This window comes from Pseudomonas sp. FP597 (assembly GCF_030687435.1).
Classification (GTDB): Bacteria; Pseudomonadota; Gammaproteobacteria; order Pseudomonadales; family Pseudomonadaceae; genus Aquipseudomonas; species Aquipseudomonas lactucae.
Window position 1 is genome coordinate 988,673 of record NZ_CP117432.1, and the last position, 17,552, is coordinate 1,006,224.

Below are 17,552 nucleotides of genomic sequence, written 5' to 3' on the forward strand. Positions count from 1 at the left end.
GGCTTACCCCTTGAATGCGCTGCAACGCAGCAAAGGGCTGGGGCAAGAGCCCCACGGATCGTTGGCGGCTGGAAAATTCAGGGCGCTCGGGCTGCCAGTGTCGCTATCAACAACAGGTGTAATCAGCACGACCAACACATTGTGCTCGGTGTTGCGGATGCGACTACCGCCCAGGCCGAAGAATCCAGGATCACCGACACCGGATTTGGTCGCGTTTTCACTGTTCTCCTCAAACCCGGTCAAAACCAAGGTTTGGCCGCTACGCAATTTGACTTTGGGAGACAGGTTCTTGGTGTCGTAATCGGCGGTTTGAACGCTGGAACCATTGCTGGTGAAGGGGGTGAAGGTGGGTTTGCTGCTCATGCTCAGGGTGATCATCAGCAGCAGATTGTCCTGATCAATAATCCGAGGAAGCAACATCATGTTGAAACCGCTGGTGATCGTCGCCGGAGTCAGTGAGGTTGAAGATCCGACAGAGGCTGTCGTGGTTGTCGAACTCGAGGCGATGTAGCTTTGGACGTTGCCGATCTGTATAGGGGCCGGTTGCAAATTGAGCGTAGTCACCGACGGTGAACGGACATTTGAAATTCTGCCCTGCTCCGACAGTGCCTTTATGATCAAGTTAGATCCCGCCCAGGGCGACTTGGAGGTGTCCAAGATGCTCAGAGAGCCTGAGACCGCATTTGCGCCAATCCCGGTGGTGGCATTTTTTAGAGAAAAGCCCCACTTGTTGTTCAGGTTGGTATAGACCGCGGTCCAGTCCAGCCCATTCTGGTCCTTATCGCTGAGGGTCACCTCGAAGACTTTGACGTTGAACAGCACCTGGCGAGTGATGCTGCGGTTGATTGAGCTCAAGTATTTCGAAACGTTGGAAAGGACCTCTGGTCGGTCGCTAACCGTCAAGGTGCCGGTCGACCGAGAGAGAAACATCCGGCCTGGTGGTTGTTGGCTGAGCATCGCCGTGACGTTTTTTTCGATATCTCCGATCAATGATGTGTTGATTGAGATGGTGGTGCTCTGGTTACTGCCAGACTCGCCGGAAGCGCCTGATGATGAAGATCCGCCGCCCCCTCCTGAGCTCCCGCTGCCAGTGGATGTCAGCAAACCGGATTTCACAGTGCTTTCGATGACCTGATCATCACCAAACGCCCAGACGTCGAAGGTTTTGGTATCGAAGTAGGTGACGTGCACGCTGCGATCATCGGATAAATAGTTCCATGCCAGGCCCTGTTGAGCGGTCACCTGATTCAACAAACCAGAAAGCTTGCCGCTGTACTTAACTGGGAATGTACGAGGGGCATAGAGCCCATCCATACCCGAAGATCGGGCGTTACTCGGCATGGTGCCGATGACACCGGCTGGCATGAAACTGGATAGGTTATCCGGTGAAGCCATAACCGGTGGCGATTTAGCCCCTGCGTTACCTTGATTACGAATGGATAGAACGCTCGGATCGATCGCATCTGGAGCCACGATGACTGGAACGCCACACTCGCTGGTGATGTAGTTCGCGACCTCTGCGATCCCAACGTTGTATGAAGGTCGATAAGTAATGTCGCAATCCATGGCCAGCGGCAAACCGCGCTTGGCGACCATGGGTTGTTTTGAAACCCATGGCTTGTCGCTGAACACTACCGTTTCGCGTGCCGGCTCTTGTTGCTGATTGCGAAGGAAACGACTGTATTGGGAGGCGGTCGCTGCGTCGTTTTCGGCACGGCTGGCCGACTCATTCACGCGCAGCAGCGAGCAGGAGCTGATCAGAGCCATGACCAGTAATGAGGCTGTGCCTCGGATCCAGAGGCCTGCAGTCATCATTTTTTCCTCTCTGCGATGTAAAGCACCAACTGTGCTGGGCTTCCGTCTACGACGAATGAGCGAGGGGCTGAGTCGTACAGCGGAAAGATCTCTTTGATAGCCTCCTCAAAGCTGCCCTCGAATCGGAGTGGAGCGTCTATGGGGTAATCCAAGTCGTCGACCTTCCAGATCAGCGTCCACTTAGCCCTAGCCGCCCAGGCTTCTACGGTTTGCCGAAGTGTTGAGCCAGTGGTCGCCGTCCATATCTGGGCCAGCGGCTTAGGAGCGGTTACCACTGCGAGAGCAGGTTTTGGCGCGACGGTGGTACTTGGTGCAACGTTTCCAGATTTCCCAATGCTTGCGGGCTGAGTGGACGCAGGAGTTGGGGAGGTGACCGTCCGGCTCGCTGTGGGCATACCTGACGAGGTCGTAATGGAGCCATCCTTGGCGGGCACTGCTGGGGTAGATACTGGCGTTGCAGCTGTAGGTGCCGCAGAAGCCGTGTTGATTGGCGTCGGTGTCGGTACGGCGGCGACGACAACGTTACTGGGCATTTCGCCGATAGGAGTGCTTTTCGGAGCCGCTGAAACCGATGTAGTGGAAGGTGCGGAGGTGGCTGCCATTTGTGTTGGCACGGTGCGCGATGAATCCGGGAGCTGGTAACCAGGGCGCAGCACGTAACACACCTGGCGATTCACTTCATCCACCTTCACCTGCCAGGCCGGCCCCGCGAGTACTTGCAGCGTATTACGCAGTGTCATTGGTCCAAGCTTGTACTGGGCCGCTGGGAGTGGTCGCGTGTAAAGGATGTTGACGTGACCGGTGTCGGGCGAGCACAGCGTGTAGCCTGAACGATCCACGACGTATTGCATGGCATCGCGCACATTGGGGTGCATGTTGGCTGGAATGCTGATGTCAATGATCTGAGCCATCAGGTCACGCTGACCCGAGTCAGGCAAGGTACTGACCAAGGTGTAACGACCGTAGCGCACGACCGGTTCCTTTTCAGGCACGGCGCCGCTTGGGTAGAGGTCCGGTGTCAACATATCCGGGTTACGGCTGCTATCAAACGCCGGCTTAGGCGTCTGTGGCGTGTGGGTTGCGCAACTGGCGACGAGCGCGAGCAGGGAGAGAGTGGTGAAGTGCCTGATCATGTGCCAAAAGGCCCCCTTTGATGATGGAGGCACAGTGACAGCCTGTCATTGGTGGCGCAGTAGGAAATAGAAAGCCGCGTCTCTAGGTATTTCAAGGGTGTATAAAGAAGGCGCGGACTACGCATCTGGCCGGGGTCAAAAAAGCCCAGGTCGTATGTTATCTCTTAGAAAATCAGAAAAAATTGAAGCGGAGCAAAATTGTATGAAGGGAATTCTTTTTATGGCATTAGCAACCTTGGCAACCGGCGCCTCAGCTGCTGAAGCAGTACATCTGACTGCTGAGTTGACTCGTAATGGTGAAAGTGTCGCGAGGTTTTCAGGTGACACAATGGATCGTGTAACTTTTCCATATCGGAATGTGAAAACTATTACTTTCAACAAGTCCGTGGAGAACGGTATGCCTGTTGTTGATAATGTTGATATTGGCACAATCGGTTTTATAACCCCAGCCGTCATGAGCAATGGAAAGATTCTGATTCGTTACCATGTAAAGTATGTTCGATTGCTTGAGATGAACACGACTAAGGTCGGAAAGCTCCAGTTAGATTTGCCACATACGGAGGTATTCCAAATAGCCAGCGATACTACGGTTGCAAACGGCGAGACCATTCAAGTTCCTGAGAGTCAAAGCAATGGTTCCAAATATGTCTTAAACATTAAGGCTTTTCAGTAGCGATTCATTGCAAATCATAAATGGGTCGCCAACGTTTGTCTGTTGTTGGCGGCTGCATCGGGCTCTATAAGATCATTGGCTATTTGTCGCTTATCCAGCAGCATTTGCCAGAGCATTTGATCAATAGTGTTTTCCACCAGAGGAATTTTCACAACGACCATCCGTAGCTGCCCATTCCTGTAGGTTCTGTCCTCAGCCTGATCCTGTAATCCAGGCGTCCATGGCAGCCCGAGGAACATCACATAGTTGGCAGCCGTCAGGTTGTTGCCGGTACCAGCGGCAGAGGTGGTCGCTGCGAACACTCTGGTGTCAGGATCACTTTGAAATCGGTCGATCGCCTTTTGGCGTTTGCCTATGGAGTCACTGCCTACCACGGTAACGCAACCGTGTCCGGCCTTCTCGCACTGCGTACGCAGGGTGCTGACCGTGTCCCTGAACTCACAGAACAAGATGACTTTGTCATCCACATCCAGTTCGCACAGCAGCTCCATAACGACCCGAACCTTCACCTGCTCCAGCAACTGGCGCAGCGATCCCAGCCTGGCAAGACTTGGTCTGTCTTCAAGGCGTATACGGTCGTATTCACGACGTTCCTCGACTGAAAGCTCTACCGACAAAGTCTGCCGTTGCTTACCCTTGAGCTCCGTGAGCACGTCTTTGCGGCGCCTAAGCATCCAGTCGCCAATCGCCTCTCGAAGGTTCTTGCGAAATTCCGGACTGCCGGCGAACTGTTCACAGAACTCCTTGAGTGACAGCTTTCCAACGGGATGGCCTGAAAGCCGCAATAACGTGTGAAGTTCTGACTCTCGATTCAGGACGGGTGTACCGGTCAACAAATAGCGATTGGGTACCTTGGCGGCAATGTCGAAACCATGGCGAGTCCACGCCGCGGTGGGCTCTTTCAGGCGGTGAGCCTCATCAATGATCATTACTTCAAAATGGCCGGCCTGCAGGACATACTCGCCCAAGCGCTCGTAGTTAACGATGGTCCACTGCAACGAGGGATCGAAGACCTGCTGGCCTATTCTGGCTTCGGGATACACCATCTGGATTTCACGTTGCCAGTTGATAATCAGAGTCGACAAGGTGATGACGAGGATGGGGCCGTCTCCCGCTCGAATAGCGGCGGCGATGATGGCCTGACGTGTTTTTCCTAAGCCCATGTCATCAGCGAGTAAAGCGCTCGTTCGTTGCAGCAAATGCCGGATGCCTGCCGGTTGATGGCCCAGCAATGAATGCCCCGTCAACGCCTGGTCGATTTGCTCGCTAGTGAACTCGGTTCGCTGGATGGATGGCACAGCGGCAAGGTAAACGTCTGTTGAGACGTCTTCATTTCCGGCTGGTGCTACGCGCTCTTGCGGCGGACCTCCGAGGCTGATTCGGGCGACTTCATCGGCCGGAACAATGGATCCGTCGGTTAGCAGCTCCTGCACGGTGTCCAGGATCTCAAACTGATCTTCAGAAAGCCCCAGCTCAAGTATGAGGTTTGAGCGCACCAGTTCGGCAGTCGAATCAATGCGCCAAGACTTGGACTGACCAAGGAACACGCCGTGCATTCGCCGTGATACAGCGACTGCGCCAGGGTGATAATCGCCCGACAGCAGAACACCGCCCTGTGCCAGAGGGGCAATTCGGAAAGTTAAACCCCAGGTGAATGCTTGCCGGTCTGGTGATTGTTGCGCGGCTGCAAATTTTGCGGAGAAGGTCTGCCAGCTCTCGTTGAATCGGCTTTCGGTTAACTCCATCAGTCGGTGAAAGAGCAGATTCAGGTCATCCAATAACTTGCCTTTCGGCAATCGCCAATATCGATGCTGCGGATGCTCGGCACGACGGATGTAGAAACCATCACGCTCAAGAAACAGTCGGTTGGCCCCCTCGACGTAGTGCAGCAGGATCCCGAAGTCATAGCCGTCGTAAATCACCTTTTCGACCAAGTCCTGCCGGCCGTTCATGAGACGCGGGCGGCTCATGTTCTGCTCAGGCGCAGGTTGATCCATTCTGTGCACGCTTGAGCATGCAGCTTTTTCCGGTTTCGATTTGTATAGCGAGACATGGTCAGAGTTTGGTCCGGCCATTCCAGGTTGACTGCGAGCTCACCCGATTTGATCTGTGCCCAAAACCATTGATAAGCCCGGTCAACCCTGGAGCCCGACTTTGGCGTGCGATTGCGTAGCCCTCGCAGTTGTGTCGTCACCAGGTGTTTGGGAGTCAGTCTTTCTCGCGTTTCGCCCCAGGCACTCTCATCCATTTGAATTTCGGCAGAGGCCAATGATTGCCCGTTTTCACGCACCGAAAAAAGACGGCAGTTGCCTCGATAAGCGCTGTAATCGTAACCATCAATGCAATGGCCCAGCGCTCGATGTTCAGCATCAAGGTCCGCTGGGCATTTCAGTTCGACAATTTGCAGCCCATTCGGGCTTACGAGAAGGGTGTCGTTCGAATTAAGCAGCGTCCTCCAGGGTGTTGAAGAGTCTGCTTTTGTTTGTGGATCTGCGGCATCAAGAGCTTCACGTATGTCTATCAATGCCAAGTGGAAGGCATCTACCAAGCTGGCGATCTGGTGATAAGTTGCAGTAGCAATGAAGCTTTTGAGTTTTTGCAGTGCGTCACGGGCATCGGGTCCTACGCTTTCATCAATGCTATTAAAAACATCATTAAGATCTTGCAACTGATCAGCAATTTGAGGCCAATCAGGGTTGGACCACTCTGTCGGGCATCCTGATAACAACCTGCTCCAGTCTTTTGTCTGCTCCAAAAGTTGATAGGGAATCTTATCCAATAATGCAAAAAAGGTTTTCCAGTGCTTCTTAGTCGAGGGGCGGCGGTTGCCAATTGATGCTCCAAGCAGCAATCGATGCCACGGAGTTTCCGGACCTTCTCGGCTTATTCGCGTCAATGCGCTACCGGTATCAAAAACGCGTTGTTGGCCCAAGTACCGAACTGATGTTCTTGGCGCTTGTAAGAGCCATGCCAAGATGTCGATAAGTGGGAGGCCAGCGTCCGCGATGCGGCCTACCAGGCACTCTCTGGATTCCACCACGTAGGTGTCGTCGCACCAGGTGGGTCTAAACTCTTGGAGTTGTTCCCAGGGACTGTCTAGGAACACCTGTTGCTGACCATCCCACGGCCACGGCCACTGATTTACCAACAATAAGAGGGGGACCAGCACCGGTTGAGCTTTAAGTGCCTGCATTCGGCGTGTCCGGTCACCTTGAGCCAGCCAGTTATAGAGCTTTGGGGAAGGGCATTGCGCTGAACGGATAGCGAACAGAAGCTTCTGGTCCAGGCACTGGCAAAACTGCTTCAGCGTGCTGCCAATCTGCTTCAGGTAAAATCGGTTTCGAGGATTGAAGTACCGATTGTTGCTCACCGTTGCATCGTAGCGACTGCGATTGAAGCTCCCGAGATCTTCAATCGATAGGTCTTGCGCCCTATCTGCAGCCGACCTGCAGAAAGAGGTCAGGAGGACGTTTGCATACCAGCGTTTTTCAAATCTGAGCAAGAGCTGTTGGGCCACTATTGCGGTGGGTTTTTTCTTGTGGACGCGGTCCTTGCCAGTGATTTTGCAGGCCTTTACCTGATGACCATCGAAGTACTGGAGGTGATCGCCGATTCTGGCCAACACTGGACGTTTTTGATCATTTGGTGAAGGTAGGGTGACGCACCAGCACCGAGTGTGAACGGTTGAACTCAGGTAGGTTTCTATGAATGAGGTCAGTCGGGCGGGCGGCACGCTAAAATGCAAAGCCCAGGTCTGGGCTACTTCAATTTGCCGGTCAGAGAACTTCTCCAGTTTCGGCGCTAAGAGGCGCAGACCCATTACCGATTGTCTCTTCTGTTCGCTCACCCATGACCTCCTCTGCAATTTCGCAGAGGAATGTCAGGTATAGGCGGGGTCGGCTTCCAGGGTTAATGCGTAACGGCGTTGACGGTGATTTGTATCAACAATGGCAGAGGTCAAACCCCTCTGGGTTTATTAAGATCGGGTTTGCCATTCAAGTTTGGAAAACTCACCTTGCAACCATTCGATTTGAAGCCCGTGCACCCCCAAAAGTCATATCCACCATCCCCTTTCTTCTGCCGCCTCGCGAGGGGTTGATTGCATTTGGGACAGCTGAAAGCGCCACCAGATGCAGCTGCACGTGGAGCGGAGGTCATTGGCACACTCGGCATTCCACGTTGCTGAGACAGTTCCTCTTCCAGGCGCCTATGCAGACGTTCAACGACGGCGCCATAGGTGTCTTGGCCCTGGGCGATTTTGTCCAGGTCGCGCTCCAGCTCCCTGGTAAAATCCAGCTCAACGAAACTGAAGAACCCTTCGAGTTTCGCGATCGTTTCCTCCCCCAGCGACGCCGGTACCAGTTTTCGGCTCTTTTCCTCGATCAGGCCTTTGCTGGTGATGTTCTTCAAGATCGAGGCGAACGTACTGGGACGACCAATCCCGCGTCGTTCCATTTCCTTGATCAAACTGGCCTTAGTGTAGCGTGACGGTGGTTGTGTCTTCTTCTTCAGCAGTTCGCCGCTGTGGACCGAAAGAATCTGTTTTGGAGTGAGCGCTGGCACGGGGTTGTTTGCTTCTGCGTCTTCCTCCTCATCCGTATCATCGCCCTTGAGCACCTTCAGCCATCCCTGGTGGCAGAGTGTTTTGCCCGATGCAGTGAACCGCAGTGCTTTGCCGCCAGGACCAACGGCGAGCAGTTTCGCAGTACGCACGTCGTAGATAGCGGCTTCGAGCTGGCTGGCCAATGCCCGAATCCAGATCAACTTGTACAGGGCCAGTTCGTCATCGTTTTCACCGGCGGATCTTTCGGACCAATATGTTGGTGTGATGGCAGGGTGGCCTTCCTGCGCGCCCTCAGCCGCTTTGAACGTGCGCCGGTCATCTACGGCTTTCATGTCAAGGGCATTGGCTACTGTTCGAATATCCGCCATGGCTTCATCCGGAACATTGGGGTTGTCCGTCCGGTGATAAGTGATCACGCCTTGCTCGTACAAGCGCTGGGCCACCTGCATAGTTTTGTCCGGATCCCATTTCAACGCGTTGCTGGCGGCCTGTTGAAGAGTGGATGAGATGAATGGTGCGGGAGGATGACGCTCGGCCTTGCGATCCTCGCAGGACTCCACGACCACATTTCGAGTGCCGGCGACGTGCTGAGCCAGGTTGCTATCCTGAACATAGGGGAAGTCCTTGCTTGCGAAATCCGGTACCGGTTGCCACTCGGCATACCAAGTGGTGCCCCGACTTAGATCGGCAAAGAACAGACGCACGCCAAAGTGATTGATCACCTGAAAGTTGCGGATCTCGCGTTCGCGCAAGACCACAAGAAACACGGCGGGTGACTGAACGCGGCCAGCGGAAGTAGGTTTGCCCATCAGGCGCCGCAACTCTTGGGTCACCAGGTAACCCACCAAGCGGTCAAGCACACGCCGGCATTCCTGTGAGGCAACCCTGTTCAGATCGATTTGTCGTGGATTGGCCAGCGCCTCTTCAACGCGCTTGAGAGTGATCTCGTTGAAGGTAATGCGTTTGTAGTTTTTTACCGCCAGTACCTGCTGGATGTGCCAGCTGATGCTTTCACCTTCACGATCAGGGTCGGTTGCAAGGTAAATTTCACTGGCCTGTTTCGCTGCTGACTTGATCGTTTTGACGGCCCTGGCGCTCTTATCCAGGATCTCGTACACCGGTGTGTAGTTTTTACGTACTCCGGTGGTGATCATGCTGTCGTCCTGACCTTTGGCCGGCAGGTCACGGATGTGCCCACCACTGGCAACCACCTGCCAGTCTTCGCCTGGGCGTAGCTTCTTCATCATTGGCTGGAGCTTTTTCAGCTTACCAGGTGCCTCGATGATCAATAGCTTCACGGTGTGTCCCTCTCAAATAATCAGATTGGGACTGTTGCGTCAGGCGGGTTGGGCTTCAATAGGAAATGGTCAATGCGAGGGGGAGGGCATTATGCGGCTATAGGTCCAGCGATAGCTGCTGTGCCTGGGCAAAGCCCTTTAGCCACGACGCACGCATAGCCGGGTGTTGGTAAGGGCAGTCATACACCTGTAGCCCTTTCCGCGCAGCGGCCGCACCAGTGGCAATAACCGTCAGGTGAGGGTTGTTGCAACTTCGCTTGTCAGAGGTCCTAGGCAAGAAAGCGTTATCACCCATGGCGGTTGCTCCACGATGCTCTAATTCATCTTCCAGCAGATCGGTGCATGGCGCGATTTTTTACGGGAAATTGTTGCAGTCAGATGCCGGGGCGTCGAACCAATCGGCGGCTCTTAGCCAATGTACGAAGAACTCGACAGATTGACCACTTCGTCGTTGAAAATCGTGTAAATCGCCATGAAGCTCCAGATCTTCAGACTCATCATCCCAGTTGAAAAGTTCGAAGTAGTTGGTGTCGTAGCGATCCGGATTTAAAAGCTCCTGTATGAATCTTCGTGCAACGAATGAACTCATGTCACTGTAGTCATTCGACCAGACGTCTTTATCACGCCAACCAGCTTTTATCCAGGAGGCGAGTTTAATGTTATCGGTAATACCGTAGAAGTCTGCTGCGTTTACGTCGCTCTCATCACAGTACCGCCAGTACAGCCGTCCCAACGTGGGGTGATCCGCTGCTACCAGAAGCCAGCCATCTGGACACCTCTCTTCATCATCGTCCCGCATTTTCATACACCTTAAGGCTTCACGATTGGGGAGGGAAAGACGTTGATGTTTTTCCCTCCACCACGAGCTTCACGATTGGGGGGCCGAAATTAAGCCCCTGCAATCAGAACTGACGGTCGGGGTCCGGGTAGTCGTCGAAATCAGGGGCAGGTTGCGGACTGGATTGATCACGTGACGGGTTGCCTTGACCCTGCGACGGTGACAAGGTCACGCTCGCAATCCTGTGCGGCAAGATGGCGACCCGCGAGGCTTGAACTTTCAGAGCCGCATTTTCCTCACCGTCTTTTTCCCAGCGATCCATTACGGCTCGACCGGAAACGATTACGCGCATACCTTTCTGAAACAGATGTGAGTAGTGTTCAGCGTCTTTGTGCCACCACTCGACGTTCGCCCAGAATCCCCCTCTATCTTCGTATCCGCCTTTACCGTCCGGAATCGAGTTGTCGAAGTAGACGTTGGCCCGCATGAGCCTCCGTGGATCCTTGTTGCCGTTGGCGAACTCTTTGAATTCCGGGGTGGAGCCGATATTGCCTTCCCAGCCTTGTACGGGTGTGGACATGAGTGTTCTCCGACGTTAGGGATGTTGCGTTTGATTGGTGAGCTGCTGCAGTCGAGCGGTGTACACGGCCTCTGCCTGGCCCATTTTCTCGGCGCACTCGTCGGCCTGTTTGGTAATCGAGTGCAACAAACTCATTTGCATGTTCAAGGTGATGCGCTGCAGCTCCATCACGTAGAGGTCCTGCAGCATGGATTCCGGTGTTCTGGGTGAGCTCATCATCTCTGCCCAAACTCCCACGCCCATCCGACGGTCCGTCACTTTCTGCCAGCGCAGAAACTGGGTCCCGGCCTGGGTGTTCTGTTCAGTGAGTCGCACTGGAACAAGGGTGAATGGATATTGGCGTGCCTGGTTCAGCACTTCCTGGGCTAGAGCTTTTAAGTCCGATTCTTGGGCTCGGCACAGATCGGCAAATTGGCTCAGCTCCCCCTTACCTTTAAAAGGTTTTAAAAGGCCTTTTAGTGAGGCAGCCTGTTGCAGTCTCTGGAAGGCATCCTGTTGCAGTGGTCGGAAGACTGTCTGTTGCAGCACGCTGTCCTTTGACGTGTTCTGGCCCATGAACATCAGCCTTCTTCGGTATCATCAAAGTGATCACTCACCTCGGACTGCTGTTGGCCGCGAATGATGGGGGGAGCAAAGTTCGAACGGCGGGTGCCTTCCAGGATGTCCTGCGGCAGTTCACCGTAGCGCTCGTACATTTTGCGGGCTGCTTCAGCCTTGGCATTGTTGGCGGCGAAGTCATCGCGTGCAGCGCCGGAGTATTTGTAGATCTGGGCCAGACCAAAGAGTCTGCGCAGTACGGCTGCTCCTTCATCAATCCAAGTTTCCATGTCGTGACGGCCGACCAGGCCGACATGCTGGGCCAGCAAAATGCGCCTGACAATTTCGTCGTAGTTAGTCAGCAGGTACACGGCCTGGAAGCCGAGTGGATTTGCGATATATAGAGGGAGGCTGACAGGCTGGATGGACAGATTCTCACTGATGCTGATGGCCGGGGGGAGGGAAGCCATAGCTGTGTCCAGGCGTTCTTCGATTGCTTTCAACGCCTCCTTTGAAACATTAATTTTTTCTTCAAGAAGAATCATCCACCAATCAGAGTATGGATCATCTTGTTGTGCACCTCTCGAGATACGATTGACGACTGTGCAAAAACCAGACAAGCCGATGATGCCTACCTTTAAGTCATTTTTTGGGCGCCCCATCCAGATGCGCGCAGCGTGGTGAGTGTGAAGTGTGAGCTTCACATCGCTGCGCAGTGATCCGATGTTGAGCCGGAAGTTATCAGCCATGGTGCAGTTTTTCCTTGGAGAGAGGATGACGTCTCCATGCTGCGAGTTGGTCGTTATAGCTGCAGCATTAAATCCATAGTTCGACGGAAGGGAATTTGTTGAGACTTCTGTTTATAGGTGGAAGCGGGCAAAGCCCACTCTGCTCACTGCTTTAATAGGCATCTTGATATAAGTCACACCCTCTTTTCGTAGAGCTATGCGGCCCGCATAGCGTTGACCCTCCCACCCTCTTTGGCTGGTATCACAATTAGGTGAATTGGGTTGAGCTATGCGGGCCGTATAGGTGCAGTCGACCAAGACAGTTGGACTGCCACTACAAATGTTGGCACTGGGTTGATCTATGCGGGCCGCATAGCTCTGGGTGTCCCGATACTGCAGGCAGCGACTACCAATGCTGGTCCTTGTAAGAATATTGTCTTGATTGCTCGACATCATGGCTGTGTTCCTCGTTGGGGGTTCAACAATTGCAACATCCCACTGAGCGTTTTCTGTGCCGTTTGCATCGATTCTGGACTGCGGATTAGGGGTTCAGGTTTGGATGACTTACCTGTGCTCTCGTGCGGATTAAGCGCGATTTGCAGTACTGTTTCCGCGGCAGTTTGGCCTTCGGGTAGCCAATCACTGTTGAAATCCCCACGGACTGCCATGCCCACCAACGTCATAAGGTAACCAAGCGGATTTCTAACTGATCCCTTTTCACAACGGTGTACCCATTGTTTGATGAGAGCGGATTTAAGATCAGTTGGCACCTTTTGCAGTGCCAACACTGCTTTCTGTTTTTGGTCGCCTGGAAGGCGATGCAGCGCATCGAGTAATTCAGCCTCGATATCGTTTGGAGTGTGCGGTACATGTACAGAGCTTTTACAAACATCATGGTTTGTATCTGTATACGTACTATATGAGTTCGGATGCCGAACTGAGGCCGAACTCATTGATTTCAGACTGAGTTCGGCATCCGAACTCTGGTCAGAAGTGCTTCGCTTACCTTCTTTTTTGCTTAGTTCGGTTGCCGAACTAAGCGGCGGCAGCATGGAAATTTGCTGGGTTCGGACTCCGAACTCAGCTGCTTGTGATGCACCGGAGGACTGTTCCGCCACCCAGGTTTGGCTGTTAATACGAGATTCAATTACGTCCAATCTGCTAGGTAAACGCTGGCCAACGTCTGGGTCGGCAGCGAACTCTTTCCAAGCAACCTCTGCGACTTCCCTAATGACCTTTGTTTGGTGCTCCATTGACTGAGTTAAGAGCTGCAAATAATCCTTATCAAACTCCATGGCCTCAGCAGGTGTTACCGGCTCGTCATGAAGCAGATAGACGTTGCCTTGGACTTGCCCACTAAGGTCATTACGAACGCGTCGACCAAGACTCAGCCAACGTGTGAGGCGGAGAGTGACCAATGCTTTAGACACGGTTTCACGCGAAGCCGGCCTGCCGGGTTGCATGCCTAGATATGGCCGCAGTTGGTCATAAGTAGGGAACGCCGTTAGACCGTCGTCGTTTATAAGTAGGCGGAATACCTGCCATGTGTTTCGTTCAAGCGGTGTCAGACGGTCATCCAGAAGTAGCCTGCGAGGAACCGTTTCATGAGGGTTCCCACTGAAAATAATTCCAGAGAAAGGTGCTGAACCTTCGATCCCTGGAGGTACCGACTCTTTTTTCTGAAGCAAGTGAGCCTCAAGGTGCCCTGAGGCCGAATCCAAAAGCGTCGACAATGGCAGCCGAGACAACCTCATAGCACGGGGTCACCTTCTGACGAAGAAGATGCAGGCTGAGCCTTCCTTTGATTGGAAACCAGTTGCAGTCTTTTGTGCGTCCCACCATTTGATGGGGGGTAAAGCCCCTCTTTAATCCAGGACTGTACTCGATGCCATATGACGGCCAGGCTCAGGCTCTCAGTCTTTTCGTCTGGGTTGGAATCAGGTGGGCTGCTGAGCTCTTCAGCTACAAGCATGGCGATGTCTAGTAGAGCGAGACTGTCTTCAAGCTCAACCTGATGCTCCTGCATCAGGTGCGTCCATCGATGCCAAAGATGAGCGTCCATCTCTTCACTGAACTCACGCCACCGCCCGCGTCGCGCTGATACACCGATCATTAGACGTTGAAGGGCTACGTCCTGCGGGGACAACCCAAAGAACTGTTGCAGCATTTGAGTCGTTGCGCCCAGGCGCAAAGCGCGTTCGATCATGCGCACTTCTTCGTCGGAGCGTTGGGCACCTGTAAGAAGTTTTTTCACCATGTCCCCATCAATGGTGACGTTGCACCAGGAAACAGGTGTATTGAGTAACAGGCTCAATACGGACGGCTGTTGCAACTGGGCAAGTATCTCGGGTTCAAGCCCCATTTCGATACAGCGCCTAAGTTGGCCGTTACGCATGTGATGAAGCACCTGAGACAAGATGGCTTCGTTGAGCGGTGTTTTGGACATGACGACTCCCCTTAGTAGTAGTCCTGAGTTAGCTGACAGGGTTCGGACCGTTGTTGGCGACTGACTCGACCTCCAGGTCAATCAACCGCCTGGCAAGACGAATAATCCTAAAAAGCTTCACCAAAGCACCGTCGCTAAGACGCTCTACATTTTCCGGGGACTGGTCTTTCGTGCGGGGCTGGCCCATTAGGATCTGGCCCAGACCAGCTGCAAATTCAAAGTCGGCCAAAGCATCAGCCTGGAGTTCGGGCTGCTGATGGATCATGTTTAAGACAATGGCCATCGAGCCACTCAAAGACTGGAGCAGCGTCAAGGTATGTTGGGCTGTGGCAGTGATTTCAACATCGACTTCTGGGTGCCAGTAGCTGAAACCAACACCCCCATCAATGTCCATAAACTCACCAGGTGCCTTCACGGCACTAGCTATTTCGCGTGCTAATTGGGCAATGTGCTTGCGAAGGGTGGCGGTGTTATCTATCTCGCGCTCGATGTACCAGAGGTCCGAAATAGGATTAAGCCCGCCCGCTTGAACCGGGATTGCTACCAAGGCATTGGATGCAAAGTCAGGCAAAATCTCACCGTCCAGCGCAGCGAGTTCTCGTTTCATTTTGTCGACTTTGGGAGATGTTTTCACAGGGCTCGCCACGTGCCCATCAATGCGTTTCTGTTTTTCTTGAGGCGTCATTTGCTCATGTGGAGGAGGGGCCAACTGCTGTTGGCCTTTTCCTTGTGGGTGCGTTGTTGCAGATGTAGGGGTAGTTTTCGGCGTGCCTTCTGCGTTAGTGATGGTTATGGCTGGGGCAACCAGATTGCCATTTGTTGAACTAGGCTGAGGCTCTACGTCAAATTGCGCTACAGAGGAAGGAATCTCCAAGATCGGCGTTGAGCGACGTAGTTGGTCCTGGTTTTGCGTGATCTCCAGCAGAATTTTTTCGTACCCGAGATTCAGCGGCTGTTTGAGCTGGTCGATCAATTCGTCTTGGAATCGCTGGAACAGAAACTCTTCGGCATCACCCTCAAACTGAGACAGAACATCTTGGAATACTGTGTCGAAGTCCAATAGCTGATCGTGTTCCGTACTTGAATAATTTCGATCCCAACATTGTTGAGCTGTTTTCCGTAGCGCAAGTATCTTCGAGATGCGATCTACCCCAAGCCCGGAATAAAGGGTTGCAGGAATAGCGGGTAGCAGGTGCCGAATAGTGTCCTGCATGCGGCTGATATGAGGTTGTGAAACCGGATAACCATCTGCTTTCAATCGGCGAGAAAGCTCACTTTGAGATATTGGACCCCCAATCTCCTCCTCATACAGAGCTCTTGCCCTGTCGACACCTATGGCTCGCTCGATGAAAAGAAGCTGCCCCTGCAGATCGTTTTCGGCCAAGTGGCCGGTGAGAGAAATAATCTCCCCACGGACTGCATCCCATGGACGAAACAGGCAGTGGAACCTGAAGAATTTCTCGTCCCCGGTCTCACGATACAATTCATTGAGAATCGCGAGTCGAGTGTTACCACCGTTCCTGATCCGGAACTTCTCCTCACCTGGCTTTCGGGTCACGGGCGGTGGCGTATCCAGGCCACGCTGACGGATCGACTCTTTGATGTCGTCGTACTTTGGGTTGCGCGTGGTCCTTGGGTTTTCGTCATACGGCAGCGTCTCGTCCAATGTCAGCAACATCGGTGTGTCGACGATGGGGTCGCTCAAGCGAGCGGCAGCTGGCGACTTGGATTCAAAGCCAGGAAGCTGCAGCTTTTCTTTCATGCTCTGGGCCAATGACGGTTTCATACTCTTGCCCCAGCTTGCTCATTGGCCGGAGCTGCAGCCAACAGTTGGTCAATGATCTTGTGGGCTCGATCCAAAGCGGCCTCAAGCTCTGCGGTCGCTTCAAGGCGGTGAACGATTTCCGAGTTCATTGACCGGGTGTTTTCACGTGCCTGCAGTGCGATTCGCTCGCGCATCCCGTCCGGAAGGCGGACTACGAATTTTTCTTCGAGTTGACGTTTGGTTTCATTGCTCATGGCGTTCTCCATTACTTATCGGGCAGGGTTGATTTCAGCGACGTTTCAACTGATCACTGAGCTGGGTAGGCAAACCTTTGATGGTGAGTGTGCTGGAAGCCTCGTCGTACTCGATCTTGTCGCCCAGCTCCGTATCGCGGGCGTGAAGAATTGCGGGTGTGCCGTCGGGTTTTTTGTCGATCAGGTGAACGATGCGATGACGGATAGGCATTAAATTGCCTCCTGAGTAACGTTAATTTGAGTTCGTTCGGCTCGACGAAGCCGTGCCTTTGCATTGAGGCCAGACCGGCGATCACTGGAGGTCGAAGAGGTGTAGATCGAACCAAGCCCGGCTTTGGAAAACCTGATGTGGCCACCGTGAGTTCGAGAGACGGTCCAGCCGTTTGCCTCAGCAAACTCCACCAACTGGCGAAGGTTCTCGTGCTGTCCACGTAAACGGCTGACAGTCATTGATCAACATCCTTGTCTGCCAGTACGTTGCCTGCCTGAATCGCAATGATTTCAGCCTGGTCACCAGGAAACTTGGTACCCAGCTCATGTATAAAATGACGTGTTGCTTCACGTGCGCCTGGCACGCGAAACACAACGCTGCAGTGTTGAACTGGCTCTGAATGTTGCAGGTGGGACATCACAGCCACTTTCAAAGAGCAGCTTTGGAGATGACGGGGGACCCAAACCGACCAGAAGTAGCTTGAGAGCAACGCGCCTGCGCAGAGCAGTTCGACGGTGAGCGTTGAACTTGCTGTTTCTGATACCTCGATGTAGCCGAGCTCCTGAAACTCACGAAGATCGCCACGCATACTCAACGGGACCACTGTGCTGTGGTCACGAGCAAGGCGACTAATAGCTTGAGCAAGAGCGTCCAGTTCAACGGGGTTGATCCCCGTTTTATGAGCGTGAACCACGGCCGAAGATTCGAATCCTGCACCGGCATGAATGCTTGGGAAAAGCGAGGCGTTACTGTGCATCTGGCACCTCCAG

General features: G+C 53.5%; 16 protein-coding genes and 1 pseudogene. 1 reads left to right on the forward strand and 16 read right to left on the reverse strand.

Translation table 11 applies throughout. The features are described 5' to 3' along the window. Positions 1-3 precede the first annotated feature (3 nt). Entirely contained in the window at positions 4-1,812 is a 1,809-nt protein-coding gene (locus tag PSH66_RS04505) for a PilN family type IVB pilus formation outer membrane protein (protein WP_305428457.1), read from the reverse strand. Then, on the reverse strand, positions 1,812-2,948 hold the full coding sequence (locus PSH66_RS04510) for a TcpQ domain-containing protein (protein ID WP_305428458.1): 1,137 nt from the start codon (positions 2,946-2,948) through the stop codon (positions 1,812-1,814). The genes PSH66_RS04505 and PSH66_RS04510 overlap by 1 nt, the downstream gene beginning before the upstream one ends. A 97-nt stretch (positions 2,949-3,045) precedes the next feature. Between PSH66_RS04510 and PSH66_RS04515 the strand changes: the two genes are divergently transcribed. After that, positions 3,046-3,621: a hypothetical protein gene (locus PSH66_RS04515; protein WP_305428459.1), complete on the forward strand. Its 576-nt coding sequence runs from the start codon at positions 3,046-3,048 to the stop codon at positions 3,619-3,621. A 14-nt stretch (positions 3,622-3,635) separates the two neighbouring features. Here the strand turns inward: PSH66_RS04515 and PSH66_RS04520 are convergent, their stop codons facing one another. The 14 genes and pseudogenes from PSH66_RS04520 to PSH66_RS04590 form a co-directional block, all read right to left on the reverse strand. Next, a complete protein-coding gene (locus PSH66_RS04520) occupies positions 3,636-5,591 on the reverse strand; it encodes a DEAD/DEAH box helicase (protein WP_305428460.1) in 1,956 nt (651 codons plus the stop codon). Next, positions 5,588-7,468, reverse strand: coding sequence for a hypothetical protein (locus tag PSH66_RS04525; protein WP_305428461.1), 1,881 nt, complete (start codon positions 7,466-7,468; stop codon positions 5,588-5,590). The genes PSH66_RS04520 and PSH66_RS04525 overlap by 4 nt, the downstream gene beginning before the upstream one ends. A 110-nt stretch (positions 7,469-7,578) precedes the next feature. Further along, positions 7,579-9,483: a type I DNA topoisomerase gene (topA, locus tag PSH66_RS04530; RefSeq protein WP_305428462.1), complete on the reverse strand. Its 1,905-nt coding sequence runs from the start codon at positions 9,481-9,483 to the stop codon at positions 7,579-7,581. A gap of 97 nt (positions 9,484-9,580) precedes the next feature. Continuing rightward, positions 9,581-9,778, reverse strand: coding sequence for a CrpP family ICE-associated protein (locus PSH66_RS04535; RefSeq protein WP_305428463.1), 198 nt, complete (start codon positions 9,776-9,778; stop codon positions 9,581-9,583). A gap of 60 nt (positions 9,779-9,838) precedes the next feature. Then, a complete protein-coding gene (locus PSH66_RS04540; RefSeq protein WP_305428464.1) occupies positions 9,839-10,282 on the reverse strand; it encodes a hypothetical protein in 444 nt (147 codons plus the stop codon). Positions 10,283-10,385: 103 nt separating this feature from the next. Then, positions 10,386-10,841, reverse strand: a complete 456-nt coding sequence (locus PSH66_RS04545; RefSeq protein ID WP_305428465.1) for a single-stranded DNA-binding protein — start codon at positions 10,839-10,841, stop codon at positions 10,386-10,388. Between the two features lie 15 nt (positions 10,842-10,856). Then, positions 10,857-11,402 (reverse strand): DUF3158 family protein, encoded by a 546-nt coding sequence (locus tag PSH66_RS04550; protein WP_370694824.1) that lies wholly within the window; start codon positions 11,400-11,402, stop codon positions 10,857-10,859. Then, a complete protein-coding gene (locus tag PSH66_RS04555) occupies positions 11,402-12,127 on the reverse strand; it encodes a PFL_4669 family integrating conjugative element protein (protein ID WP_305428467.1) in 726 nt (241 codons plus the stop codon). Before PSH66_RS04555 ends, PSH66_RS04550 begins: the two co-directional genes overlap by 1 nt. Before the next feature lie 431 nt (positions 12,128-12,558). Further along, entirely contained in the window at positions 12,559-13,860 is a 1,302-nt protein-coding gene (locus tag PSH66_RS04560; RefSeq protein WP_305428468.1) for an STY4528 family pathogenicity island replication protein, read from the reverse strand. Then, positions 13,857-14,552, reverse strand: coding sequence for a DUF2857 domain-containing protein (locus tag PSH66_RS04565; RefSeq protein ID WP_305428469.1), 696 nt, complete (start codon positions 14,550-14,552; stop codon positions 13,857-13,859). The genes PSH66_RS04560 and PSH66_RS04565 overlap by 4 nt, the downstream gene beginning before the upstream one ends. A gap of 28 nt (positions 14,553-14,580) precedes the next feature. Further along, a complete protein-coding gene (locus PSH66_RS04570; protein WP_305428470.1) occupies positions 14,581-16,338 on the reverse strand; it encodes a ParB family protein in 1,758 nt (585 codons plus the stop codon). Next, complete coding sequence (locus PSH66_RS04575) at positions 16,335-16,571, reverse strand: Arc family DNA-binding protein (protein ID WP_305428471.1); 237 nt, start codon at positions 16,569-16,571, stop codon at positions 16,335-16,337. The genes PSH66_RS04570 and PSH66_RS04575 overlap by 4 nt, the downstream gene beginning before the upstream one ends. A gap of 118 nt (positions 16,572-16,689) precedes the next feature. After that, a pseudogene (locus PSH66_RS04580) lies at positions 16,690-16,782 on the reverse strand (hypothetical protein); the annotation flags it as partial. 235 nt (positions 16,783-17,017) lie between these two features. Continuing rightward, positions 17,018-17,539, reverse strand: a complete 522-nt coding sequence (locus tag PSH66_RS04590; protein ID WP_305428473.1) for a hypothetical protein — start codon at positions 17,537-17,539, stop codon at positions 17,018-17,020. Positions 17,540-17,552 lie beyond the last annotated feature (13 nt).

Bases quoted from the DNA above. Each gene is read 5' to 3' on its own strand.
- PSH66_RS04505 (WP_305428457.1), bottom strand. From the start codon at position 1,812: ATGACTGCAGGCCTCTGGATCCGAGGCACAGCCTCATTACTGGTCATG.
- PSH66_RS04510 (WP_305428458.1), bottom strand. From the start codon at position 2,948: ATGATCAGGCACTTCACCACTCTCTCCCTGCTCGCGCTCGTCGCCAGT.
- PSH66_RS04520 (WP_305428460.1), bottom strand. From the start codon at position 5,591: ATGAGCCGCCCGCGTCTCATGAACGGCCGGCAGGACTTGGTCGAAAAG.
- PSH66_RS04535 (WP_305428463.1), bottom strand. From the start codon at position 9,778: ATGGGTGATAACGCTTTCTTGCCTAGGACCTCTGACAAGCGAAGTTGC.
- PSH66_RS04540 (WP_305428464.1), bottom strand. From the start codon at position 10,282: ATGCGGGACGATGATGAAGAGAGGTGTCCAGATGGCTGGCTTCTGGTA.
- PSH66_RS04545 (WP_305428465.1), bottom strand. From the start codon at position 10,841: ATGTCCACACCCGTACAAGGCTGGGAAGGCAATATCGGCTCCACCCCG.
- PSH66_RS04550 (WP_370694824.1), bottom strand. From the start codon at position 11,402: ATGTTCATGGGCCAGAACACGTCAAAGGACAGCGTGCTGCAACAGACA.
- PSH66_RS04555 (WP_305428467.1), bottom strand. From the start codon at position 12,127: ATGGCTGATAACTTCCGGCTCAACATCGGATCACTGCGCAGCGATGTG.
- PSH66_RS04560 (WP_305428468.1), bottom strand. From the start codon at position 13,860: ATGAGGTTGTCTCGGCTGCCATTGTCGACGCTTTTGGATTCGGCCTCA.
- PSH66_RS04565 (WP_305428469.1), bottom strand. From the start codon at position 14,552: ATGTCCAAAACACCGCTCAACGAAGCCATCTTGTCTCAGGTGCTTCAT.
- PSH66_RS04570 (WP_305428470.1), bottom strand. From the start codon at position 16,338: ATGAAACCGTCATTGGCCCAGAGCATGAAAGAAAAGCTGCAGCTTCCT.
- PSH66_RS04575 (WP_305428471.1), bottom strand. From the start codon at position 16,571: ATGAGCAATGAAACCAAACGTCAACTCGAAGAAAAATTCGTAGTCCGC.
- PSH66_RS04590 (WP_305428473.1), bottom strand. From the start codon at position 17,539: ATGCACAGTAACGCCTCGCTTTTCCCAAGCATTCATGCCGGTGCAGGA.